This window comes from Rhizobium sp. AN80A, assembly GCF_030053015.1.
Lineage (GTDB): Bacteria > Pseudomonadota > Alphaproteobacteria > Rhizobiales > Rhizobiaceae > Rhizobium > Rhizobium metallidurans.
Map to the genome: position 1 here is coordinate 3,510,400 of NZ_JASJPX010000003.1, position 23,023 is coordinate 3,533,422.

Below are 23,023 nucleotides of genomic sequence, written 5' to 3' on the forward strand. Positions count from 1 at the left end.
ATCGCAATCGCGCGCGACCCGGATCGCGATCAAGGTCTCGATTTTGCGTAGCGTCGGCGACCTTGGGTTTGCCGCTCGATGGGAGCGGCGTCACGCAAGGAGATTGCCATGATGATCATCATAACCATACCACTGCTCCTGTTCACGCTGGTTTCGAGCTATGCCGACGGCTGGCGGATGGGTGAGACGATCGACGTCTCGGCGATCCGCTCGATCGTGATAACGGGTGACGCCAGTTCCATCCGCATCAGCACCAATACCGATAATCCCTATCGGGCCGAGACGCGGGGCCGGCGCGACGGCTGGTTCAGCCGCTGGTATTCGAGCTGGTTCTTCAGCGGTTGCGAGGACCAGAGCCGGATGACGGTAAACGGCCCGACGCTGTCTATCGCGGTCGCTTCCGGGCAATGGTCCGATCTCTCCGATTGCTCGTCCGAGGTCGTCGCCAACATTCCGCCGGGCGGGTCGATCCAGGTCAACCAGCAGGCGGTCATGGCGCGGTTCGAGGGCGAGTTTGAAAAGCTCCGCCTGTCGAGCAATGCGGCCGACGTGACGCTGCAGGGTCACGCCTCGAGCGTTGAGATCAATAGCGACGCTCTGCGGGCCCGTCTCGTCTACGACAAGCTCGATGCCGACGAGACGATCGACGTCAGGGCGCGTTCGGTGGACAGCTATCTCGACTTCGGCAAGGACGCGCCTGTCGATTACACCGTCACCGCGGCCGCTTCGCTGATCGACAGCGCGCGGCCGAGCGTGACCGGCGCCAAGCCCGCCGTCACCATCAGGGCGCAATACGCCCGCACGACGATCCGCTAGATGCCGGGACTAAACATCTAGGCCGATCAGTAACCGCGGGCCGAGCCTTCGGTCGCGCGGCTGTCCATGGCGCCGTAGTAGCGGGCGCCGCCGCCCTTCTCGATATCCTTCAGGCTCTTGCCGCCGACGAGGATGCCGGCGGCCTGGCCCCAGACGGGCGGGCCGCTGCCGTCGTCCATGGTGTGGCCCATCGCGATCAGGGCCCGGATCGTGTCGGGCGACAATGCATAGGGCTCGAAGTAGATCTTGTCGGGCTGCCACTGGTGGTGGATGCGCGGGGCGTTGACGGCCTGGCTGATGTCCATGCCGAAATCGACGACATTCAGGATGGCTTCCAGCGTGATGGTGATGATGCGCGAGCCGCCGGGGCTGCCGATCACCATGAAGGGCTTGCCGTCCTTCGTCACGATGGTCGGGCTCATCGACGAGAGCGGGGTCTTCCTGGGCGCGATGGCGTTGGCTTCGCCCTGGACGAGGCCGTAGAGATTGGGGACGCCCGGCTTGGAGGTGAAGTCGTCCATCTCGTTGTTCAGCAATATGCCGGTGCCCGGCGCCACGACGCCGGCGCCGAAGTTGCCGTTCAGTGTATAGGTGACCGCGACCGCGTTCCCTCCTTGTCGATGATGGAATAGTGCGTGGTTTCGGTGCTTTCCCTGGCGCCGAGCGGTTTCAGGTTGGCGGATGTACCCGACTTGTTGATGTCGATCCTGGCGCGGATATTCTTGGCATAGCTCTTGTCGAGAAGGGTCGTGACAGGGTTGTCGACGAAATCCGGGTCGCCGAGGGCGGCGTTGCGGTCGACATAGGCGTAGCGCATCGCCTCGGTCATCAGGTGCACGGTCTCGGCCGAGCCGTAGCCGAGGAAGGAGAGCGGATAGCCTTCCAGGATGTTCAGGATTTCGCAGATGATGACGCCGCCCGATGAGGGTGGGGGCGAGGAGATGATGTCATAGCCGCGATAGCTGCATTCCACCGGTTTCAGTTCGCGCACCTGATATTGCTCGAAGTCCTCCCTGGCGAGAATGCCGCCCTTGGCCTGGCTGGCCTTGACGATGGCGTCGGCCGGCATGCCCTTGTAGAAGGCGTCCGTGCCCTTGTCGGAAATGCTCGACAGCACGGAAGCCAGTTCCGGCTGGACCAGCTTTTCGCCCGAGGTGAAGAGCTTGCCGTCGGGCTTGAGGAAGATCTTGGCGGCGGCTTCGTCCTTGGCCAGCCGCTTGGCGCTGCCCTCGATCGAGGCGACGTCGCCCTGCTCGAGGGTGAAGCCGTCCCTGGCGTAGCGGATGGCGGGAGCAAGGAGATCCTGGCGCGACTTGGTGCCGTATTTTTCGCGAGCGGTCTCGAAGCCCATGACCGAGCCCGGTACGCCGACGGCCAGATAGCCGTCGAGGCTGGCGCGGGGCACGATGTCGCCCTTGGCGTCGAGATACATGGTCTTGGTGGCGGCCAGCGGCGCGCGTTCGCGGAAATCGAGGAAGCTGGTCTTGCCGTCCTTCATGCGGATGGTCATGAAGCCGCCGCCGCCGATATTGCCGGCGGTCGGATAGACCACGGCCAGCGCATAACCGACGGCGACCGCGGCATCCACGGCGTTGCCGCCGTTCTTCAGCACGTCGACGCCGACATCGGTCGCCAGGTGCTGGGCCGTGACGACCATGCCGTTGTCGGCCTCGACCGGCGCGGGCGAGGCGGCGAGCGCCGGCGAGATTGGCGCGAGTGTCAGCGACAGGGCGGCTAGCAGTGCCGCGAATTTCGTGCGAAGGCGGTCCATGATATTCCCCTCGGTGGACGGCGGTAGGGAAGATATGGGGCTGCAGGCGCGGCGGGCAATGCGCTGCGCGCGTCAAACGCTGCCTTGCAGGTCCGGGGTGGCGATGGGTCGCGGCGCGGGGGCTTTCGGTAGATTGGCGTCAGGTGCAACAGCGGTTGCCAGCCTTGCCTCGGCGACGCGCGCGGCTGCCTGGAGATCGCGGTCGTGGCCTGCGATCTTCTCGAGCGCGGCGATGGCGACGTCGGTGGCGAGGTAATCCGGCTTGTGGCCGACGCCCTTGATCATGACCAGTTCGGAGCCGGCGATATCGCGGGCGAGGCCCTGCGAGTGCAGGTGCTCCCAGACGATGTCGTCGCTGTCGCCCGTGATGATGACGGTGGGCGCCGATATCCTGATATAGAGATGCGACTGCGTCTTGAAGTAATCGAGAAGACGCACGAAGTCGGCGGCGTTGTTGTGGAAGGTGGCGGGGCGCAGCACCAGCGACGGGCCTGTTTTCATGATGTAGTCGTCCGGCCTCGGGTTGGGGCGGAAGACGTTGTGCGTGCCGCGCTCCAGGCGCCTCAAACCCAGCGGTATGACGAGCGCGTGGTTGAAGAGCCAACCGATCACCGGCGCGGTGGAGACGTGATAGTACCAGTCGACGCCGCCTGGCCAAGGGTGGGTGGCGGGCGCCAGAAAGAGCAGGCCCGCCGTCTTTTCCGGGTGACGGACGCCGAAGGCGGCGGCGATGGCGCCGCCGAAGGAGTGCCCGACGATGATCGCCTTGTCGATGCCGCGTTTTTCCATCAGCGCGGCGATGGCGTCCGCCTGGCCTGAGGGCAGGGCATTGTCCGGTCCGCCGCGTTCGGAATAGCCGTGGCCGGGGCGATCGACGAAGAGCATTTCGGCGCGGCCGCGCAGAGGCTCCAGAAAGGCGCCGATCTGGTCGAGCAGGTTGCCGCTGGCGCCGTGGATGAAGACGAGCGGCGGCAGGTCGGCGGTTTCGGGGCGCTCGATATGGACGGCGTTCATGCGGTAGCCGCCGATATCCGTCAGTTCGCCGATGTTGGGATAGGCCTGCTCGAACTGGCGGGCCTTATAGGAGGAGTAGCCGATCGCGGCGGCTATGGGGGCGAGGATGGCGGAGACGAGGGTAAGCATGGCGTAACCTGCGGCATGGACTAACGGACCATACGTTAGATTGGCTCGCCCGGTTCACCTTCAAGAGGGCGAGGCTGCTAGATATTGCGCGTCAGGTGCGGCTGCCGGCAAGCTTTTCGGAGAGCGTGTTCAGCTGCTCCTGCGCATTGCGGTTGGCGGGGAATATTTCGAGAAAGCGCTCCCATGCCTTCAGCGCCAGCTGGTCGTTGCCGCTGTCGCCGAGGATCGCGGCCATGCCGGCGAGCGCGCCGAAATGGCGCGGCTCGATATCGAGCACACGTTCGATATCGGACATCGACTTGCGCATGGCGCCGTTGGTGTAGTTCAGCGTGGCGCGGCGGTTCCAGCTCTCGGAATAGCCGGGCTTCAGCGCGATGGCCTGGTCGAGGAAATCGAGTGCGGCGCTGTTGCGCTTCTCCTCGACCGCCTTGTCGGCCCACTGCATCAGGAGATTGACGGTGGCGCTGCCCGAATCGTTCCACTCGGCGCGGATCTGGTTGGCGATATCGTCCGCCTTGTCGGCATCGCGCTCGCGCTTCAATTGCGCGAAAAGCTGGTCGAGATGTTCCCTGGGCGAAAGGTTCGCGGCCTGCTGCTCGACGAGCTTTTCCTTTTCCCGCACGGGTGCGGGCTCCTGCGCGTGGGCAGGCAGGGACGTGGAAAGCAGTGCGAGGGAGAGCGGCAGGGCCGCGCAGGTCATAGCCAAAAAACGCATGGCGGGCATCATAGCCCGCCAACGCGAAAGATCAAAACACTTTAACGGGATCATTCATCGAGAAGATGAAACCCGGGACCCTTCCGGACAGGCTCAGGCGCTGAAACGCTGCCGAGCCATCCGGCCAGCAAAATCAGCCCTGACGAGCCTTGAAGCGTGGGTTCAGCTTGTTGATGATGTAGATGCGGCCCTTGCGGCGAACCAGGCGGTTGTCACGGTGACGAGCCTTGAGCGACTTGAGCGAATTCTTGATCTTCATTGTTTTGATCCGCGATGTTTGGGGGAATTCACATTCGCCCGTATCTATTACATTCAAAAAGCGCGCTCAGGGCGCGCTCTTCAGGTTGGGCGTGCAGATAACCCGGCCTCTTGTCTGTGTCAACCACGTGAAGGTGTTTTTCCCGTGGCGGTGGCCGGTTTTGTCAGGGAAAAACCCCTTATTTCCCCGCAAGTGTGGTGGCAAGCGTGGTGACATGGCCCATCTTGCGGCCGGGTCTCGATTCCGTCTTTCCATAGAGGTGAACGAGCGTGTCGCGCCGCTTCAGCCAGTCCGGAAGATCAAGGATATCGTCGCCGATCAGGTTCCGCATGACGCAGTCGGAGTGGCGATCGGCGTTGCCGAGCGGCAGGCCGGATACGGCGCGAATATGCTGCTCGAACTGCGAGATCACGCAGGCCGCTTCCGTCCAGTGGCCGGAATTGTGCACGCGCGGCGCCATCTCGTTGGCGATCAGGCTGCCGTCGGAGAGCGCGAAGAACTCGATGCCGATGACGCCGACATAGCCGAGCGTCGTCAGGATCTTCTCGGCGGCCTCGCGCGCGGCGCTGGCCGTGGCGTCGGTGATTGACGCTGGAACCGTCGACGTGTGCAGGATGCCGTTGCGGTGCACGTTTTCGGCCGGGTCGTAGCTGACGACGCTGCCGTCGGTGCCGCGGGCGGCGATGACCGAGATCTCGCGCTCGAAGGCGACGAAGCTCTCGAGGATCAGCGGCACGCCGCCGAGTTCGGCGAAGGCGCCGTCGGCGCTGTCCGATGTCGAGCGGAAGACTTTCTGGCCCTTGCCGTCATAGCCGAGCCGGCGCGTCTTCAAGACACCCTGGCCGCCGAAATCGGCAAGGGCTGCCTCGAGATCGGCCTGGCTGTCGACGGCGTGGAATTTCGCGGTGGGAATGGCGCAATCATTGATGAAGCGCTTTTCGACGAGACGGTCCTGGGCCGCTTCCAGCGCCTTCGGCGGCGGATAGACCGGCACGGTCTGGGCCAGCGCTTCGGCTGCGGAGACGGGGACGTTCTCGAATTCGTAGGTGACGACGTCGCAGACGGTCGCCAGTTCCTCGAGTGCCGCGGGATCGTCATAGGCGGCGACGATCTGCCGGTTGGCGACCTGCGCTGCCGGGCAATCGGCCTGCGGCTCGAGAATGATGGTGCGGAAGTTCAGGCGGGCGGCAGCCATGGCCAGCATGCGGCCAAGCTGGCCGCCGCCGATGATGCCGATCGTTGTCATGCTCATAGGTCGTCCATCGGATATTCGGCGATCGCCGCACTTTGGCTCTCGCGCCATTCGTCAAGCCGGTCGGCGAGGTCTTCGTCCGACAGCGCCAGAACCGCCGCGGCGAGAAGCGCCGCGTTGATGGCGCCGGCCTTGCCGATCGCCAGCGTTCCGACCGGGATGCCACCAGGCATCTGCACGATCGACAGCAGGCTGTCCTGGCCGGACATCGTCTTCGACTGCACGGGAACGCCGAAAACAGGAAGCGGGGTCATAGCGGCGGTCATGCCGGGAAGATGGGCGGCGCCGCCGGCACCGGCGATGATGACCTTGAAGCCTTCCGCCTTGGCGCCCTTGGCGAACTCGACCATGCGATCGGGCGTGCGATGTGCCGATATGATCCTGGCGTCATAGGGGATCTCGAGCGCTTCCAGCGTATCGGCGGCGTTCTTCATGGTCTCCCAATCGGACTGGCTTCCCATGATGATGGCAACGGTCGGTCTGTCTGTCATCGTCACGACACTTCCTTCAGGCGATGATATCCGGGATGATCTGGTCTTCGAGCTTCGACAGCTTGTCCTTGATAACAAGCTTCTTTTTCTTCATGCGCTGAACGCGCAGCGCATCGCAGCCAGTCGCGATCATGGCGTTGATGGCGACATCGTAATCCTCATGCTCCTGGCGCAGGCGCGCCACGATGAGCCTGACTTCCGCCTGTTCCTGATCCGGCATACGCAATCCCCATGATCGTCTTCAGACCTTCTCCGGCCTGTCGGTAATTTTTGCAAGCTCCTATCACCAAATAGCGGTAACGGCTAGTTAGTCTCGATCATGAATTTGCCACGCTCTCTCCTTGTTTTCGCCTTCGACAACCCTTCAAAAATGTGTCACAGTTTGAGGGTTGACGCCTTGGATCTCCGGCGGTGTTGGCTGGAGAAAGGCTAGAGGAAGGAAGGGTCATATGACTGTTCAAGCTCATCTTGAATCACTCCAGAAGAAGCATGGCGCTCTCGAGGAGGAGCTCCATTCACTGATGGCATCCCCCTCCAGAGACGACCGTGAGGTTGCCGAGTGCAAGCGCAGAAAACTGCGCATCAAAGACGAGATTGAGCGTCTTAAATCATCCGTACATTAAGCAGAATAGAACGTTACAGGGCGTGGTCGACGCGATGCAAAGGGTAAATATCGCAATATAACCAGTTGTTTAGTCGTTGATCGCGTCCGTTGGAATGTTCCTGCGCGTCGGTTGCCGAAAAGGTCGCAGCCGGCGCGTTTTCATGTCCGGGCAATGCTATGCCCAGAACTGATCCAGCCAGAGATTGAGCCTGTCGAAGCCACGATTGTTGACCGCGTAGATGCGTTTCGTGCCATCCGCGGTGACCGAGACGAGGTCGCAATCGAGCAGGGCCTTGAGGTGCTGGGAAACGGCCGGACGGCTGATCGGAAGCCCCTCGGCGAGCTCGTTGACGGTGCGCGGCGAGCGTCGCAATTCCTCCAGCAGGAAGCGCCGGTGAGGGTCGGCAATCGCAGTGAAGGGGTCCACGTTCGACATGGCGAAAAGCTACGTCAAATGGAGAATTTGGGCAAGCGGATTGTGCGCCGCAGCGAAACCCGGCAAGCCCTAATATCCAAGGCCTTCGCGGGCGATCAGCACGGCGGCGATCAGCGCCATCGCATACATGAACGGATAGAATATTCTCGGTTGCATGCGCTTCACGCACCACGCGCCGGCGATGGTGGCAAGCGGCGCGAAGGGGAGCAGCGTCGCCGAGGTCGCGAGGTTCTGGGTGTCGAGCTGGCCAAGCGCGAAATAGGGGATCAGCTTGACGGCATTGAGGATGGCGAAGAAGCGGACGCTGGTGCCGGTATATTCGCGCGGCGGCATTTGCAGCGGCAGCACATAGATCTGGAACGGCGCGCCGCCGGCGTGCGCCACGAAGCTGCCATAGCCGGAGAAGGTGCCCCAGAGCGTGGCGCGGACCGGCCGCTGTCCATGCGGTGGCACGATTTTTCCTCTGCCGGGGCCGAAGTTGTTCCAGAAATAGCGCAGGCAGAAGAGGATGGTGACGACGCCGATGACGACGCGCAGGACGCTGCCGGGGACGAGCGCCGATGTGGCCCAACCGAGCGCGATACCGGCGAGCGCGCCGGGGAGCATGATCTTCAGCGTCGTCCAGTCGCCGTGCTTGCGCCAGATGACCAGCGAGATCATGTCCATGAAGATCAGGATCGGCAGCAGGATGGCGGCGGCCTGCACGGGGGAGACGACGAGCGCCAGAAAGGGCAGTCCGATCAGCGACAAGGCGTCGCCCATGCCGCCCTTCGCGAGGCCGACGAGAATGACGGCGGGAATGGCGGCGTAGTAAAATGACACGTCCATCGGCATGCTTTTGAAGTCCTCCCCTTGCCAGCCCGGTCTAACGGAATTACTCACACAAAACGAGTGCGGATCGGCCGGCAGACGGCGAAATCCGCTGGAAATGGAAAGAGTTCATGAGCGAACCTGAAAACCGCTGCCGCCTGGTGCTGATCGTGCCCGATATCGCCGATGCCGACGAGCAGGCGAAAATCGTCGGCGATGCCTTGAAGGGCGGCGATGTCGCCTCGATCATCCTGCCGCAATACGGGCTTGGGGACGGCGAGTTTCAGAAGCATGCCGAGAAGATCGTGCCGCTCGCGCAAAACGCGGGTGCCGCGGCGCTGCTGGCCGGCGACAGCCGTATCGTGGGCCGCACCAAGGCGGATGGCCTGCACATCACCGGCGGTGCTGCGGAAATTTCCGAGGCGGTCGAGAAGTATGCCGACAAGCTGATCGTCGGCGGCGGCAACGCGGCCGACCGGCACCATGCGCTCGAAATCGGCGAGGAGCGCCCCGAGTATGTCTTCTTCGGCAAGCTCGAGGGCGACATCAAGCCGGAGGCGCATCCGAAGAACCTGGCGCTCGCCGAATGGTGGGCGTCGATGATCGAGATCCCGTGCATCGTCATGGGCGGCACCGATCCGGCGTCGGCTCTCGCGGTCGCCGAGAGCGGCGCGGAGTTCGTTGCCATGCGTCTCGCGGTTTTCGGCGAGCCGGCGCGGGCGGCCCTTGTCGTCGCGGAAATCAACGCACTTCTTGACGAAAAAGCGCCACGGTTTGAGGGTTGATATCGCCCTCATGCCCATGCTGACACGCCATTTGCGCCTTTCCTTCCTTGCCGCCGCCACATGTGTGGCGGCTTTCGCGCATGGCGCATCGGCCCAGCAGGTCGACAATCTGGTCACGCGGCCGCTTACCGGCGCGCCGGAAACGCTGAAATCCGGACGGCCGCAGCCGGACGGGGTAACGCCGTCCACGGGTGTCGGTGTGTTCGATCGCATGGGCGCGAAGCTTCCCGACCTGCCGCCGGAAAAGGACTACACGGGCAAGACCGACGATGCCTATGGCGCCTACCAGCGCGGCTATTTTCTGACCGCGATGGGCCTTGCCCTGCCGCGCGCGCAGCTTGGCGACCCGGCGGCGCAGACGCTGATGGGCGAACTCCTGGCCGAGGGCCTCGGTGTCAAGCGCGACGCCAAGAACTCCGCCTTCTGGTACGGAAAGGCGGCCGAGGGCGGCGACCCGTCGGCGATGTTCAAATACGCGCTCATCCTGATGGAGGGCCGGCTCGTTACGCGCGACAAGGCGCTCGCCGACGAATACATGCGCAAGGCCGCTGAAGCCGGCAATGCATCGGCTCAGTTCAACTGGGGACAGATCGTCGTTGCCGACAATCCCGGCGAAAAGGGGCTGAAACTGGCGCTGCCCTTCTATGAAAGATCGGCCGAGCAGGGCGTCGCCGACGCGCAGTACGCGGTGGCGCAGATCTATTCGTCGCTGGCCGATCTGCCGCCCGAGAAGAAGCAGCTTGCCCGTGAATGGATGGCGCGCGCCGCCCGTGCCGGATTCGACACCGCGCAACTCGATCTCGGCATCTGGTTCGTCAACGGAACCAACGGCCCCCGCGATTTCGACAAGGGTTTCCAGTGGCTCAGGCTCGCCGCCAATGACGGCAACGTGGTGGCGCAGAACAAGCTGGCGCATCTCTATATCAACGCGCTCGGCACGAAGCCGGACCCGGTCGAGGCCACCAAATGGTACGTGCTCTCGCGCCGTGCCGGTCTGCCCGACCCGGCGCTCGAGGATTTCTACCTCGGTATCGAGGAAGAGCAGCAGAAGGCGGGGATCGAAGCCGCCAACAAGTTCCGCCGCCTGCGCTGATCGCGCCCGATCGGTTTAGAACAACGCGTCCTCGAACAGGTCCTCGTCGCTGGAGGCCGCACTTGCCGGCTCGGGTTCGGCAGCGGCCGTTTCCTCGACCGCGGCGATGATGTCGCGGTGGACGTTTCGCTCCTGCACCATCGTATAGAGCTTGAAGATCCTGCGATCGAGCGGCGCGATGGTCTCGGCCAGGTCCGAGATGTCGGCGATCTCGGCGCCGGCCGCGTCCTCCAGCGCGTCGGCGCAGCCCGCCAGCACGTCACCGAGGTCCTTCTGGAAATCCAGCGTGCCGATCAGGAGATTGATCTTGCCGGCGACCTCGCGGCCGTGTTCGGAGAGGATTTTCAGCTCCGCCTCCATCGTATCGGCGGCGGTGCGGATATCGGCGACGGCGGTGGTGAGGTTCTCGGCCAGGCCACCTGACGTCGTCTCGCTCGAGGGCGCCACGCGACCGGCGGCTTCCTCCAGTGCCGGCAGGCCGTTGACGATGGCGTCGGCGCTGTCATCCAGCTTGCCGGCGAAAATGCGCAGCTCCGCCGTGACGACGTTGATCGACTTGCCGGCTTCGCCGAGCCGGCTGCAGCGCAGATTGGTGTTCAGCGCCATGTAGTGAATATCGGTCTTCACCGCCTTGATGTTGCCGATCGCCTCCAGAAGCTTGGCGGTGGTGTCGCGCGTCGACTGGCTGACCTGGTCGGCCTTGAGGGTGACGGCGTCGACCTGCTTGACGATCTCGTGGGCGGCCGAGACGCTGGATTCCAGCGCGCGGATGAAGTTGCCCTGACCGCCGCCGCTCATCTGGTCGCGCAGCCGCATGATCTCCTGCGTGTCGTGGCCGAAGCTGGCGATCGTCTTGACGACGTTCTGGGAATCGCGGTGAAAATCGCGGCACATTTCGTTCATCTGCGCTGCCGTCAGGTGCTGGATGACGTTTTGCAGGCGCGCGCGGGCGTCGGCGGTCAGGCCGCGGCCTTCCTCGCCGTCCAGGAATTCGTCGAGCAGCGTGAAGGTGCTCTGCACATGCTCGATGCGCTGGCGGGTGATGTCGCCGATCTGCAGCGCCGACAGGGTCGAGGCGACCTTGCTCTGCACGCCTCTGGCGACGGCGCCGACGTCGCGGGCGATGGCGCTCAAGTTCTGGCGGTGTTCGGCGATCTTGCGGGCGTCGCCGTCAAGGGCGCTCGCCACGGCGGGAACGGTGTCGGCATAGCTTCTGGAGACATCGGCGCCGAAGGTCAGCGCCAGCTTGACTTCCTTTTCCAGTTCCGCGATCCGCTCGGCGAAGCGGTTGACCTCGTCGGTGCCGGAATAGATGCGCTCGAGGATCTCCTGGGCGAAGCCCGCGAACTCGGCAAGACCGGCACCGGTGATCTTCACGGTGACCGCGAAAGTGCGCAGGTAGCGCATGGTTTCCTGCATGTCGGAAACGTGCCGGCGCAGCGAATATCCGGTCTCGGCGAGCGACGAAAGTGCTTCGCGGCGGGACTTTTCCGCGGTCGGGAGATCGCTGAGGCTCTTGACCGTCGCGCGCAGTTCGGCGCCGGCATCGCCATTCTCACCGGCGTCGAGCGCCTTGGTGATGTTGTCGAGCGAGCTCAACAATCGGTTGAGGACGTCCATGACGGAGAGCAACACGGTGCCGCCTTCGAGAAAGCGCTCCTCGACCTTGCTGCGCGCCGCTTCCAATGTTTGGCTGATGGCTGATCCCGATCCCTGGAATGCAGTCAGTGCCGATGTCGCCCCGTTCGTCATTTTCTTGTCCTTTACTTAAAACCCTGGCAAGGTTCGGGACTATTTTTACGGGCATCGTGGAAATGACGGGTAAACAAACGAGACTCGTCAACGTTGTGCTTAACATAGCGTGAATTGCGCGACCGACGTTCCCGACGAAAGCTCATACTTCAGATAACATCATGATTTCTTTTTTGTTTCCAAATATTATGCCGTGCTAATTATTATTTCTCCCGGGTGATAATTCGGGGAGTCGAGACTCGTCCCAATTGTATTTCATTGCAACCTAACTTTACGCGTTGTTAAGTGTGTCGTGAGATTCCTCAGCGGGTTGAAAAAGTATTTCTCCGCCCTAGGAGGCCGAAGTGAGTGTGCGTGAACAGTACCCCGAGTCTATGTCCCTGCCTGAATCCCTGAACATCAGGAATATATCGGATATATTCTCAAGAATTGTGTCTTTATTTAAGAACAACAGCTCCGTTGTTCTCGATATTCCCGAAAAAGCTGAAGCCGATTTGAGTTTTGTGCAGCTGATCGAAGCTGTTCGTCGGCATGCCGATAGCAACGACAAAGCGCTCGCACTCGCGGCTCCGGCCCGCGGCCAGGTCCTGAAAGTGCTGGAGCGTGCCGGCTTCGTGGAAGCCTTCAACGGCGAAGATACAAAATTCTGGTTGCATGAAGAGGTAAAGCCATGAGCGCCAACATTCTTACCGTCGACGATTCCGCGAGCATCCGGCTGACGACCAAGGTCACGCTCACCAATGCCGGCTACACCGTCAGCGAGGCGGCCGATGGCGCTCAGGGCCTGGCGGCTGCCAAGGCCGGCAATTACGACCTGATCATCACCGATCTCAACATGCCCGTCATGGACGGCCTGACGATGATCGAGGAGCTGCGCAAGCTGCCTGAGCATACCGGCGTGCCGATCATCTTCCTCACCACCGAATCCGACGCCGACCTCAAGGCCCGCGCCAAGGCCGCCGGCGCCACCGGCTGGCTGACCAAGCCGTTCGACCCGGAAAACCTGGTCAAGATCGCCAGGAAGGTGCTCGGCAGATGAGCTCTCTCGATCCTGTAGCGGTCTTTCGCACCGAGGCGGCCGAATGCCTCGAAGCCATCGAGGCGGGTCTTCTCGACCTGACGCACAAGCTCGACGACAAGGACGTCGTCGATGCCGTCTTCCGTGGCCTTCACACGCTGAAGGGCTCGGGCTCGATGTTCGGCTTCGATGCGCTGGCCGCCTTCACGCATCATTGCGAAACGGCGTTCGACCGGGTTCGCAAGGGCGAGGTGCCGGCGACGGCCGAACTCGTCGCCGCCGTGCTTGCCGCTCAGGATCACATGCGCGCGCTGGTCGATCGGCCGGACGCCGATCACGGCGATACGGGCCAACTGTTGCTTGCCCAGTTGCAGGCCGCGGTCGGCGAGACCTCGGGTGGCGCCGCGGTGTCCGCCGCTCAGCCGGCTCCGGTGGCCGTTCCCGCCGCCGCTGCCGCCAAGACCACCACATGGCGCATCCGCTTCAGCCTTCCGGCGAATTCGATGGCGAACGGCACCAATCCGCTCGGCCTGCTCGACGAGTTGCGCGATCTCGGCGAATGCAGCGTCAAGGCCAATCTTTCTGCCATTCCGCCGCTCGAAGAGCTCGTTCCGACGGATCTCTACGTCACCTGGGACGTCACCCTGACCAGCACGCAGGAACGCTCGGCGATCGACGACGTGTTCATCTTCGTCATGGACGACATGGAGCTCGAGGTCGAGGAGATCGCCGGTCCGGTGGCCCAGGAAACCAAGGCTGAACCGGTCGCTGCCGTAGTAGAGGTGAAGGCCGAGCCTGTCGTCGCCGCGCCTGCTCCCGTCGCCGCGGCGCCGGAATTCAAGCCGGTCGACGCCGTGCCCGCGAAGCGCGAGAGTGCGGCCCAGGCCGACCAGCGGCAGGCGAAGGCCGCCGAAAACGTTCGCGTTCCGGCCGAGCGCCTCGACGAACTGATGGACCGCGTCGGCGAGCTCGTCATCGCCCAGTCGCGCCTCAGCCAGCTGGCCAGCGCCAGCGCCGATATCGCGCTGCGGTCGGTGTCGGAAGAAATCGAGCGCCTGTCGGGCGAACTGCGCGACACGATGATGGTGCTCCGCATGGTGCCGGTGGCGACGCTGTTTTCGCGCTTCCGCCGTCTCGTCCACGATCTCGCCCGCGAAACGGGCAAGGTGATCGAGCTAGTAACCGAGGGCGAAAGCACCGAGGTCGACAAGACCGTGATCGAGCGTCTCGCCGATCCGCTGGTGCATCTGGTGCGCAATTCGATCGACCACGGGCTGGAAACGCCGGCCGAGCGTCTGGCGGCGGGCAAGAGCGAAGCCGGCACGGTGACGCTGTCGGCGCGGCAGGCGGGCGGCGAGGTGATCATCTCGATCAAGGACGACGGCCGCGGCATCAACCGCGAGCGGGTGCGCGCCAAGGCGGAATCCTCTGGCCTCATCGCGCCGGGCCAGCCGCTGACCGATTCCGAACTACTGCAGCTGATCTTCGCGCCGGGTTTTTCGACGGCCGCGGCAATCACCAATCTCTCCGGCCGTGGCGTCGGGATGGATGTGGTCAAGAAGACGGTCGAGGCGCTGCGTGGCGCGATCGACATCACCAGCCTCAATGGCCAGGGCTCGGAAGTGTCGCTGCGTATTCCGCTGACGCTTGCGATCATCGACGGCCTGCTCGTGCGCGTCGGCAATGGCAGCTACGTCATTCCGCTCTCGGCCGTCGAGGAATGCCTGGAGCTGTCGCTGGAAGAGGACCTGCGTTCGCGTGGCCGCAGCTTCATCTCGCTGCGTGACAGCCTCGTGCCGTTCCTGAGACTGCGCGATCTCTTCCGCACCGGCACCAAGCCCGACGTGCACCAGAAGGTCGTGGTCATCTCCACCGGCACGGAGCGTGTCGGCCTGGTGGTCGACCAGATCATCGGCGATCACCAGACGGTCATCAAGTCGATGTCGAAGCTGCACAACGACGTGTCCACCTTCTCGGGCGCCACCATTCTCGGCGACGGCAGCGTCGCCCTCATTCTCGACGTCGGCCATCTCGTGGCCGCCGGTCAGCAACAGGAAACACAGATGCGGGTGGCAGGATGAGCGCGGCAGCCGAGAAGATAGACCATCATTGGAACTATGCCGACGAGGTCGAGGTCCTGACCTTCGACATGAACGGCGAGACCTTCGCGCTGGAGGCGGTGATCGTCCAGGAAATCCTGGACCTCTTGCCGGAGACGGCGGTGCCGGGGGCGCAGCCCTTCGTCGCCAGCGTCATCAATTTCCGCGGCAAGGTCATTCCGCTGGCCGACCTTCGCCTGGCCTTCGGCATGGACGGCACGGAAGCGACGATCGACAGCCGCATCATCGTCATCGAGATCGATCTCGATGGCGAGGCGACGCTGGTCGGCCTGCGCACCGACAAGGTCAACGAGGTGACGACGCTGGCGCGGGCAGCCAGCGAACCGCCACCGAGCGTCGGCATGCGCTGGCGCGCCGACTACATCGACTGCCTGGTGAAGCGCGGGGGCGAGTTCATCATCCTGCCAAATCTGCAGGCACTGTTTTCTTCACGACACGAGACACCGACCGCCGTTTAGGCAGCGTCATCGAGGGTAAGGGGTTACAAGATGCGATTGACGATCAAGACGAAACTGGTGTCGGCGTTTGCCTTCATCATCCTCATGCTACTGGGCACATCGACCTATTCGATCATCAGCCTCAGCGGCCTGAACAACACCATCTCCGCCGTGTTGACCGGGCCGGCGGCGCGGCTGGAACTGGCGCAGAGCATCAATATCGGCCAGCTGGAAGCCATCCGCCAGCAGAAGAACCTGCTGATGGCGACGAATGCCGCCGAAGTGGACGGCTCCATCGCCAAGGGTGATGCCGGACGCAAGGAATTCGCGCAGTCGCTGGCATCCGTGCTGCAGATCGCCACGGAACAGGGCCGTCCGCGCTGGGAACAGGTCTCCGAGCTCTCGAAGGCCTTCTTCCAGGCCGACGACCAGATCCGCACATTCGTGAAAGCGGGCAACATGGAGGCGGCCAACAACATTTCCGTGACCACGGCGCGTACCGCCGCCAACGAGATCGATGCCGCGCTCGCGGAAATCCTGACGCTCGAAAAGCAGCGCATGAGCACCGCCGACGACGAAGCCGAGGCAAGCTATGTCGCAACGCGCACGACGATGATCGTCGCGGTCGCCGCAGCGCTTGTTTTCGCCGCCATCACCGCCTTCTGGATCGCCAGCACCATCTCCAAGGGTCTGAGCCGCGCCAACATGGTGGTGCGCGAAGTCGCCGAAGGCGATCTCACGAAGATGGCCGAGATCACCAATCGTGACGAGATCGGTGAAATGCTCGGTAACGTCAACCTGATGATCGAGCGCTTGCGTGGCGTCGTCGGCGATGCGCTTTCGGCTTCGGAAAACGTCTCCGCCGGCAGCCAGGAGCTGTCCGCCAGCTCCGAGCAGGTGTCGCAGGGTGCGAGCGAACAGGCGGCATCGGCCGAGGAAGCCTCGGCTTCGATGGAAGAGATGGCCGCCAACATCAAGCAGAACGCCGACAACGCGGCGCAGACCGAGAAGATCGCGCGTCAGTCCGCCAAGGACGCGGAAGAGAGCGGCGCCGCCGTCAGCCGTGCGGTTGAGGCCATGCGCACCATCGCCGACAAGATCGTCATCGTGCAGGAGATCGCGCGCCAGACGGACCTTCTCGCCCTCAACGCCGCCGTCGAGGCAGCGCGTGCCGGCGAGCATGGCAAGGGCTTCGCGGTCGTTGCTTCGGAAGTCCGCAAGCTCGCCGAACGCAGCCAGTCGGCAGCCGCCGAGATCAGCGCCATGTCTGGTGATACCGTCAAGGCCGCCAGCAACGCCGGCGACATGCTTGGCCGCCTGGTTCCCGATATCCGCAAGACCGCCGAACTGGTTTCCGAGATCAGTGCGGCCTGCCGCGAGCAGGATATCGGCGCCGCCCAGATCAACGAAGCGATCCAGCAGCTCGACAAGGTGACGCAGCAGAACGCCGGCGCCTCCGAGCAGATGTCGGCGACATCGGAAGAGCTCGCCGCCCAGGCGGAGGAACTGCAGGCCTCGATCGCCTTCTTCAAGGTCGATACCACCGGCAGCAAGGCCGGCTTCAAGAAGCCCGCGACCAAGCCAGCCGCCAAGGCTCCGGCCGCACGGCCCGCCGTCGTCAGCAACAAGAATGTCGCCACCCGTTCCGTCGCCGCCCAGCAGGCGCGCGCCAAGGGCTTTGCCCTCGACATGTCGATGGGCGGCCCGGATGCCAGCGACGACGATTTCCGCGAAAGCGCGTGATCGATGACCATGTCGTGGCCGGTTGGCCGGCCACGATAATCGCATGCCAACGAATGGATCGTTGGAGGCGCGGCGCGCGACAGCAGCCGGCCATGAGCGGATGAAAGCTCCCACTTTTAACAAGAATTTCAGTGCCCGCTCGGTCTCGGCCCAGCAGGCACGCGCCAAGGGTTTCGCTCTCGACCTGTCGATGGGTGGCCCGGACGCCGGTGACGACGATTTCCTCGAAAGCGCCTGATTTACGTTTCGTCGCCTCGGGCGTTCAGCCCGGAGCGACAACCCGACGTGTGAATACGTCGGTTGAAATATCCGGACTCCGGAGATCGCAGAAGGGTGGATGTACAGTCTTCCTGCGCCTGTCATGCCACCATTTCCCCTAATGGCGGCGTCTTTAATACTGCGATTTCAAGGACATGAAGAAATGCGGTTCACCATCAAATCGAAACTGGCCATCGCCTTTGGCCTGATGATCGTCTTGCTTCTGGCTACGGCCGGCTACGGCATCTACAGCCTCTCCAACCTCAATACCGCGATCAGCGATGTCATCGCCGGACCGGCCAAGCGTCTCGAGCAGGCGCAGAATCTCGGCAACTTCCAGCTTCGCATCGTTCGCGCGCAGATGAACATGGCGACCGCGACGACGCCCGAGGACGTCGCCAAGTACATCGAGGCCAGCGACAGCAACCGCAAGCAGTTCTCCGAGACCCGCCAGTGGTTGCTGGCCAACATCACCACCGAGGCCGGCAAGAAATCCTGGCAGGACGTGGGTGATCTGGAGCAGAAGCTCTATTCGCTCGACGACCGTGTCCGCCAGCTTGCCCGCGACGGCAATGGCAGCGAGGCCGTTCGTCTGGCGACCGGCGAGGGCCGTGCGATCGTCGACGAGATCGAAGCGCAGGTACAGGTCCGCATCGATGCAAGCCGCACCGCGATGCAGCAGGCGGACGAGGATACCAACACGCAGTACGCGACAACCCGCAACTTCATCTTCGCGGTTGCCGCCATCGCCCTGCTGATCGCCGTTGCGGCGGCTCTGTGGATCGCTCTGGGGATCAGCGCCGGTCTCAACAAGGCGAAGGCCGCCGTCAACGCGGTCGCCATCGGCGATCTCGACCAGGACGTTCTCGTCAAGACCAATGACGAAATCAAGGATCTGGTCGATACGCTGAACGTCATGACCGCGAACCTGCGCAACACGGCGAACATCGCCACGCAGATTTCGAACGGCGACCTGACCGTCGCGCCGAAGCCGCTGTCGGACAAGGACACGCTCGGCATGGCGCTGGAGCAGATGGTCGAGCGTCTGCGCGGCGTCGTCGCCGATGCGATCGCGGCCGCCGAGAACGTCTCGGCTGGCAGCCAGGAGCTGTCGGCGAGCTCCGAGCAGGTGTCGCAGGGCGCCACCGAACAGGCGGCATCGGCCGAAGAAGCCTCGGCCTCGATGGAAGAGATGGCCGCCAACATCAAGCAGAACGCCGATAACGCAGCGCAGACCGAGAAGATCGCTCGCCAGTCCGCGAAGGATGCGGAAGCCAGCGGCGATGCCGTGACGCGCGCCGTCGACGCCATGCGCACGATCGCCGAGAAGATCAGCATCGTTCAGGAAATCGCTCGCCAGACCGACCTTCTCGCGCTGAACGCCGCCGTTGAGGCAGCGCGTGCCGGCGAGCATGGCAAGGGCTTCGCGGTCGTGGCTTCGGAAGTCCGCAAGCTTGCCGAACGCAGCCAGTCGGCAGCGGCTGAAATCAGCGCCATGTCTGGTGATACCGTCAAGGCCGCCAGCGAGGCCGGCGACATGCTCGGCCGCCTGGTTCCCGATATCCGCAAGACGGCGGAACTGGTCTCCGAAATCAGCGCGGCATGCCGCGAGCAGGACATCGGCGCCTCGCAGATCAACGAAGCGATCCAGCAGCTCGACAAGGTGACGCAGCAGAACGCCGGCGCATCGGAAGAGATGTCGGCGACATCCGAAGAACTGGCTAGCCAGGCGGAAGAACTGCAGACCTCGATCGCCTTCTTCAAGGTCGACATGGCCGGCAGCCGCGAGGCCCGCAAGCCCGCCGCGCGCATCAGCGTTCGCAGCCCGGCACCCGTTGCCGCACGCAAGCCCGCATCCAAGCCGGCGGCCAATTCGGTCTCGGCGCAGCAGGCGCGCGCCAAGGGCTTCGCACTCGACATGGCCATGGGCGGACCCGATGACGGCGACGCCGATTTCAAGGAAAGCGCATAATATGGCAACCACCTCCCAGGAAGCGCAGTTCGTCACCTTCAGCCTCGGCGAGGAAATCTTCGCCGTGCCTGTGGAGGTGGTCCGCGAGATCCTCGACTATGCCGAGGCCTTCAAGATCCCCAATGGTCCCGACTATCTCCTTGGCCTGCGCGACGTGCGCGGCCAGGGCGTCCCGACCATCGATCTCAGGCTGAAGCTCGGCATGTCGAAGACGGTTCCAACGTCGCACACGCGGGTTCTGGTCCTCGATATCCCGATGGAGAGCCGTGTGCTCACGCTCGGCCTCGTCGCCGATCGGGTCTTCGAGGTCACGCCGTTCCGCCAGGACCAGATCGAGGCGGCGCCTGACATCGGCGTGCGCTGGCGCTCGGACTACATTTCCGGCGTCGTGCGCCGGGAAACCGGCTTCGTCGTCATCGTCGATCTCGCGCGGCTTCTGTCGCGCGAGGACGCCTCCGTCCTGCAATCGGCCGCCTGAGCGGACACGCTGGAGTATTTTGATTTATGAGAATGGCTGCCGTTGAGGCCCCGATGGTGGGCGACAGGATCAGCAAGCGGAATTTCGAGAAGCTTGCGCGATTCATCTATGATTACAGTGGCATCAAGATGCCGCCGACGAAGCTGACGATGCTCGAGGGCCGGCTCCGCCGCCGGCTGCGGGCGACGCAGCACGCGACCTTCGACGACTATTGCGACTTCCTGTTTCACGACGACGGGCTGGAGCAGGAGACGGTCTATCTGATCGACGCGGTGACGACCAACAAGACCGACTTCTTCCGCGAGGCGCGCCACTTCGAGTACATGCAGCAGGTGGCGCTTCCGGCGCTCGTGTCGAGCGGCGTCCGCACGATCCGCACCTGGAGCTCGGCCTGCTCCACAGGGGCCGAGCCCTATACGATGGCCATGGTGCTCGAAGAGTTCGTCGCCGACCGGCGCGACCTCAACTACAGCATCCTCGCGACCGATCTCAGCACCGACGTGCTGGCCACGGCGCGGCGCGGCATCTATGCCGAGGACATGGTGCATCCCGTGCCGCGCGAACTGCAGCGAAAATACGTGATGGTCGCCAAGCAGCAGAACCGCCGCGAGGTCAGGATCTCGGCCGAGCTGCGCAGCCGCGTCGGTTTCGCCCGCATGAACCTGATGGACGAGAACTATCCCGTGGGCGAGGGGATGCACATGATCTTCTGCCGCAACGTGCTGATCTACTTCGATAAGCCGACGCAATCGGGCGTGTTGAAGCGTCTGTGCGCGCGGCTTTCGCCTGGCGGCTACATGTTCATCGGCCACTCCGAATCCATCACCGGTATCGACCTGCCCCTGAAGCAGGTTTCCAACACCGTGTTCCAGCGCATCTAGGTCAAAGAGCATATGGGCAAGAAGATCCGCGTTCTCGTCATCGACGATTCCGCAAGCGTTCGCCAGACGCTCGTTCGCGTGCTGCAGGAAGATCCGGATATCGAGATCATGGGGGTGGCGACCGATCCCTTCATGGCGGCGAAGAAGATCCAGGAAGAGATTCCCGATGTCATCACGCTCGATGTCGAGATGCCGCGCATGGATGGCATCACCTTCCTGCGCAAGCTGATGTCGCAGCGGCCGATCCCCGTCGTCATGTGCTCGTCGCTGACGGAGGCGGGGTCGGAAACGCTGATGCAGGCGCTGGAGGCCGGCGCCGTCGACGTGATCCTGAAATCGAAGATCGGCGCCGCCGACGGGTTGGCCGACGATGCGGTCCGCATTCGCGAGGCGGTGAAGAGCGCTTCGCATGCGCGTCTCGGTAACGTCCGGCGTAACGTCAACAGCCTGCGGCCCGGCGCGCCGATGCCGGCGCAGAAGCTGACGGCGGATGCAATGCTGCCGCCGCCGACGGGCAAGGCGATGGCGAAGACGACCGAGATGGTGGTCTGCGTCGGCGCGTCGACCGGTGGAACGGAGGCGCTGCGCGAGTTTCTGGAGGCGCTGCCGGCCAATGCGCCTGGCATCGTCATCGTCCAGCACATGCCGGAGAAATTCACCGCCGCTTTCGCCAAACGGCTGAACAGCCTGTGCGAGGTCGAGGTCAAGGAGGCCGTCGATGGCGACCCCGTGCTGCGCGGCCATGTGCTGATCGCGCCCGGCGACAGCCACATGCTGCTCGAGCGGCGCGGCGCGCGCTATCACGTGGCTGTCAAGAGCGGACCGCTGGTCTCGCGCCACCGGCCTTCGGTCGATGTGCTGTTCCGCTCGGCGGCGCGCTCGGCAGGGTCCAACGCCATGGGCATCATCATGACCGGCATGGGCGACGATGGCGCAAGAGGCATGCTGGAGATGCACCAGGCCGGCGCCTACACGGTGGCGCAGGACGAAGCGACCTCCGTCGTGTTCGGCATGCCGAAGGAGGCGATCGCCAAGGGCGGCGTGGACCGCATCCTGCCGCTCGAGCAGATCGCCCGCGAGGTCCTGATCACGCAGCAGAAGTTCTGAGGCGAGGGCGTTCGCCTGATATCCGCGACCGCGGTGTCGACCGTTGCCCGGCGAACGATCAGGCCGACGTTTGGCGGCGCTCTTGAAATTTCCCCGATTTTGTGGTCTTGAAGCCGCCAATCTTATAAAGCGCAGCTTCTACCGGCGATCAGGGACCATCCCCGCCCTGACAACGCGCATCTATTTAGCCCAAGGAAAACCGCCCACATGGCCCGTTCAGCTCTTCTCAATGTCATGGTTCAGGCTGCCCTCAAGGCAGGAAAATCGCTGGGGCGTGATTTCGGCGAAGTGCAGAACCTGCAGGTTTCGGTCAAGGGACCGGGCGATTTCGTCTCGTCGGCCGACCGCAAGGCCGAGAAGATCGTGCGCGAAGAGCTGCTGAAGGCACGCCCGACCTATGGCTTCCTCGGCGAGGAAGGCGAAGAGATCAAGGGTACCGACGGCGCGCATCGCTGGATCGTCGATCCGCTCGACGGCACCACCAACTTCCTGCACGGCATTCCGATGTTCGCGGTCTCGATCGCCCTCGAGCGCAACAACGAGATCGTCGCCGGCGTCATCTTCAATCCGGCGACGGACGAACTCTACACCACCGAGCGTGGCGGCGGCGCCTTCCTCAACGATCGCCGCCTTCGCGTCGGCGCGCGCCGCGTGCTGTCGGATTCGGTTGTCGCCTGCGGCGTTCCGCATCTCGGCCGTGGCAACCACGGCAAGTTCCTCGTCGAACTCAGGCACGTCATGGGCGAAGTCGCCGGTGTGCGCCGCATGGGCTCGGCCTCGCTCGACCTCGCTTACGTCGCGGCCGGCCGTTTCGACGGCTTCTGGGAAACCGGCCTTTCGGCCTGGGATATCGCGGCCGGCATCCTGCTCATCCGCGAAGCCGGCGGCTATGTCAGCGATTGGGATGGCGGCAACTCGATTCTCGAGACCGGTAGCGTCGTGGCTGGCAACGAGTACATCCAGAAGGCGCTGATGGAGGTTGCCAAACGCCCGGTGCCCAGCCGGTAAGTCTTTGTTATAAAGACAGGCTTTTTCGTTCGGCATACTTCAATTCGGCACAATGATGATCTAGTCTCCGGCTG

The 23,023-nt window shown here is 63.6% G+C and carries 24 protein-coding genes and 1 pseudogene; 15 read left to right on the forward strand and 10 right to left on the reverse strand.

The window, feature by feature from the left end; translation table 11 throughout:
- The first annotated feature begins 108 nt into the window (after positions 1 to 108).
- Positions 109 to 816, forward strand: coding sequence for a hypothetical protein (locus tag P3R82_RS28850; RefSeq protein ID WP_283196240.1), 708 nt, complete (start codon positions 109 to 111; stop codon positions 814 to 816).
- A gap of 26 nt (positions 817 to 842) precedes the next feature.
- Here the strand turns inward: P3R82_RS28850 and ggt are convergent.
- The 7 genes and pseudogenes from ggt to P3R82_RS28885 form a co-directional block, all read right to left on the reverse strand.
- Positions 843 to 2,587 (reverse strand): annotated as a pseudogene (ggt, locus tag P3R82_RS28855) (gamma-glutamyltransferase).
- A gap of 72 nt (positions 2,588 to 2,659) precedes the next feature.
- Entirely contained in the window at positions 2,660 to 3,730 is a 1,071-nt protein-coding gene (locus tag P3R82_RS28860; RefSeq protein WP_283196241.1) for an alpha/beta hydrolase, read from the reverse strand.
- Positions 3,731 to 3,821: 91 nt separating this feature from the next.
- Positions 3,822 to 4,454, reverse strand: a complete 633-nt coding sequence (locus tag P3R82_RS28865; RefSeq protein WP_283196242.1) for a hypothetical protein — start codon at positions 4,452 to 4,454, stop codon at positions 3,822 to 3,824.
- Positions 4,455 to 4,578: 124 nt separating this feature from the next.
- The gene (ykgO, locus tag P3R82_RS28870) at positions 4,579 to 4,704 is read right to left on the reverse strand and encodes a type B 50S ribosomal protein L36 (RefSeq protein WP_003566454.1); all 126 of its coding nucleotides are present in this window, start codon (positions 4,702 to 4,704) and stop codon (positions 4,579 to 4,581) included.
- Positions 4,705 to 4,882: 178 nt separating this feature from the next.
- Complete coding sequence (locus P3R82_RS28875) at positions 4,883 to 5,956, reverse strand: 5-(carboxyamino)imidazole ribonucleotide synthase (protein WP_283196243.1); 1,074 nt, start codon at positions 5,954 to 5,956, stop codon at positions 4,883 to 4,885.
- Positions 5,953 to 6,447: a 5-(carboxyamino)imidazole ribonucleotide mutase gene (gene purE / locus P3R82_RS28880; RefSeq protein WP_283196244.1), complete on the reverse strand. Its 495-nt coding sequence runs from the start codon at positions 6,445 to 6,447 to the stop codon at positions 5,953 to 5,955. The genes P3R82_RS28875 and purE overlap by 4 nt, the downstream gene beginning before the upstream one ends.
- Positions 6,448 to 6,463: 16 nt before the next feature.
- On the reverse strand, positions 6,464 to 6,667 hold the full coding sequence (locus P3R82_RS28885) for a YdcH family protein (RefSeq protein ID WP_112433111.1): 204 nt from the start codon (positions 6,665 to 6,667) through the stop codon (positions 6,464 to 6,466).
- A 229-nt stretch (positions 6,668 to 6,896) separates the two neighbouring features.
- Between P3R82_RS28885 and P3R82_RS28890 the strand changes: the two genes are divergently transcribed.
- Positions 6,897 to 7,070, forward strand: coding sequence for a DUF465 domain-containing protein (locus P3R82_RS28890; RefSeq protein ID WP_183900419.1), 174 nt, complete (start codon positions 6,897 to 6,899; stop codon positions 7,068 to 7,070).
- A 156-nt stretch (positions 7,071 to 7,226) separates the two neighbouring features.
- Here P3R82_RS28890 and P3R82_RS28895 read toward each other — a convergent pair whose 3' ends face one another.
- Positions 7,227 to 7,487, reverse strand: a complete 261-nt coding sequence (locus P3R82_RS28895) for a metalloregulator ArsR/SmtB family transcription factor (RefSeq protein ID WP_018899705.1) — start codon at positions 7,485 to 7,487, stop codon at positions 7,227 to 7,229.
- Positions 7,488 to 7,556: 69 nt separating this feature from the next.
- A complete protein-coding gene (locus tag P3R82_RS28900; RefSeq protein WP_283196245.1) occupies positions 7,557 to 8,321 on the reverse strand; it encodes a sulfite exporter TauE/SafE family protein in 765 nt (254 codons plus the stop codon).
- 107 nt (positions 8,322 to 8,428) lie between these two features.
- Here P3R82_RS28900 and P3R82_RS28905 point away from each other — a divergent pair, with 107 nt between their 5' ends.
- Together P3R82_RS28905 and P3R82_RS28910 are read left to right on the forward strand one after the other, a co-directional pair.
- Positions 8,429 to 9,082, forward strand: coding sequence for a thiamine phosphate synthase (locus P3R82_RS28905; protein ID WP_283196246.1), 654 nt, complete (start codon positions 8,429 to 8,431; stop codon positions 9,080 to 9,082).
- A 10-nt stretch (positions 9,083 to 9,092) separates the two neighbouring features.
- Positions 9,093 to 10,175 (forward strand): tetratricopeptide repeat protein, encoded by a 1,083-nt coding sequence (locus P3R82_RS28910; RefSeq protein WP_283196247.1) that lies wholly within the window; start codon positions 9,093 to 9,095, stop codon positions 10,173 to 10,175.
- Positions 10,176 to 10,190: 15 nt separating this feature from the next.
- Here P3R82_RS28910 and P3R82_RS28915 read toward each other — a convergent pair whose 3' ends face one another.
- On the reverse strand, positions 10,191 to 11,927 hold the full coding sequence (locus P3R82_RS28915; protein ID WP_283196248.1) for a chemotaxis protein: 1,737 nt from the start codon (positions 11,925 to 11,927) through the stop codon (positions 10,191 to 10,193).
- A 344-nt stretch (positions 11,928 to 12,271) separates the two neighbouring features.
- On the opposite strand from P3R82_RS28915, the gene P3R82_RS28920 reads away from it, so the two are divergent.
- From P3R82_RS28920 to P3R82_RS28970, 11 genes are all read left to right on the forward strand, one after another.
- On the forward strand, positions 12,272 to 12,601 hold the full coding sequence (locus P3R82_RS28920; protein WP_283196249.1) for an STAS domain-containing protein: 330 nt from the start codon (positions 12,272 to 12,274) through the stop codon (positions 12,599 to 12,601).
- The gene (locus P3R82_RS28925; RefSeq protein ID WP_018899699.1) at positions 12,598 to 12,966 is read left to right on the forward strand and encodes a response regulator; all 369 of its coding nucleotides are present in this window, start codon (positions 12,598 to 12,600) and stop codon (positions 12,964 to 12,966) included. Before P3R82_RS28920 ends, P3R82_RS28925 begins: the two co-directional genes overlap by 4 nt.
- Positions 12,963 to 15,026, forward strand: a complete 2,064-nt coding sequence (locus P3R82_RS28930) for a chemotaxis protein CheA (protein WP_283196250.1) — start codon at positions 12,963 to 12,965, stop codon at positions 15,024 to 15,026. The genes P3R82_RS28925 and P3R82_RS28930 overlap by 4 nt, the downstream gene beginning before the upstream one ends.
- Positions 15,023 to 15,523 (forward strand): chemotaxis protein CheW, encoded by a 501-nt coding sequence (locus P3R82_RS28935; protein ID WP_183900425.1) that lies wholly within the window; start codon positions 15,023 to 15,025, stop codon positions 15,521 to 15,523. The genes P3R82_RS28930 and P3R82_RS28935 overlap by 4 nt, the downstream gene beginning before the upstream one ends.
- Before the next feature lie 30 nt (positions 15,524 to 15,553).
- A complete protein-coding gene (locus tag P3R82_RS28940; protein ID WP_283196251.1) occupies positions 15,554 to 17,245 on the forward strand; it encodes a methyl-accepting chemotaxis protein in 1,692 nt (563 codons plus the stop codon).
- A gap of 43 nt (positions 17,246 to 17,288) precedes the next feature.
- The gene (locus P3R82_RS28945) at positions 17,289 to 17,483 is read left to right on the forward strand and encodes a hypothetical protein (RefSeq protein ID WP_283196252.1); all 195 of its coding nucleotides are present in this window, start codon (positions 17,289 to 17,291) and stop codon (positions 17,481 to 17,483) included.
- A gap of 183 nt (positions 17,484 to 17,666) precedes the next feature.
- Entirely contained in the window at positions 17,667 to 19,475 is a 1,809-nt protein-coding gene (locus P3R82_RS28950) for a methyl-accepting chemotaxis protein (RefSeq protein ID WP_283196253.1), read from the forward strand.
- A 1-nt stretch (position 19,476) separates the two neighbouring features.
- A complete protein-coding gene (locus tag P3R82_RS28955; protein WP_183900428.1) occupies positions 19,477 to 19,953 on the forward strand; it encodes a chemotaxis protein CheW in 477 nt (158 codons plus the stop codon).
- A gap of 26 nt (positions 19,954 to 19,979) precedes the next feature.
- Positions 19,980 to 20,834, forward strand: coding sequence for a CheR family methyltransferase (locus P3R82_RS28960; protein WP_283196254.1), 855 nt, complete (start codon positions 19,980 to 19,982; stop codon positions 20,832 to 20,834).
- A gap of 12 nt (positions 20,835 to 20,846) precedes the next feature.
- Positions 20,847 to 21,941, forward strand: a complete 1,095-nt coding sequence (locus P3R82_RS28965) for a chemotaxis response regulator protein-glutamate methylesterase (RefSeq protein ID WP_183900430.1) — start codon at positions 20,847 to 20,849, stop codon at positions 21,939 to 21,941.
- Between the two features lie 207 nt (positions 21,942 to 22,148).
- On the forward strand, positions 22,149 to 22,949 hold the full coding sequence (locus P3R82_RS28970) for an inositol monophosphatase family protein (RefSeq protein ID WP_113235219.1): 801 nt from the start codon (positions 22,149 to 22,151) through the stop codon (positions 22,947 to 22,949).
- Positions 22,950 to 23,023 lie beyond the last annotated feature (74 nt).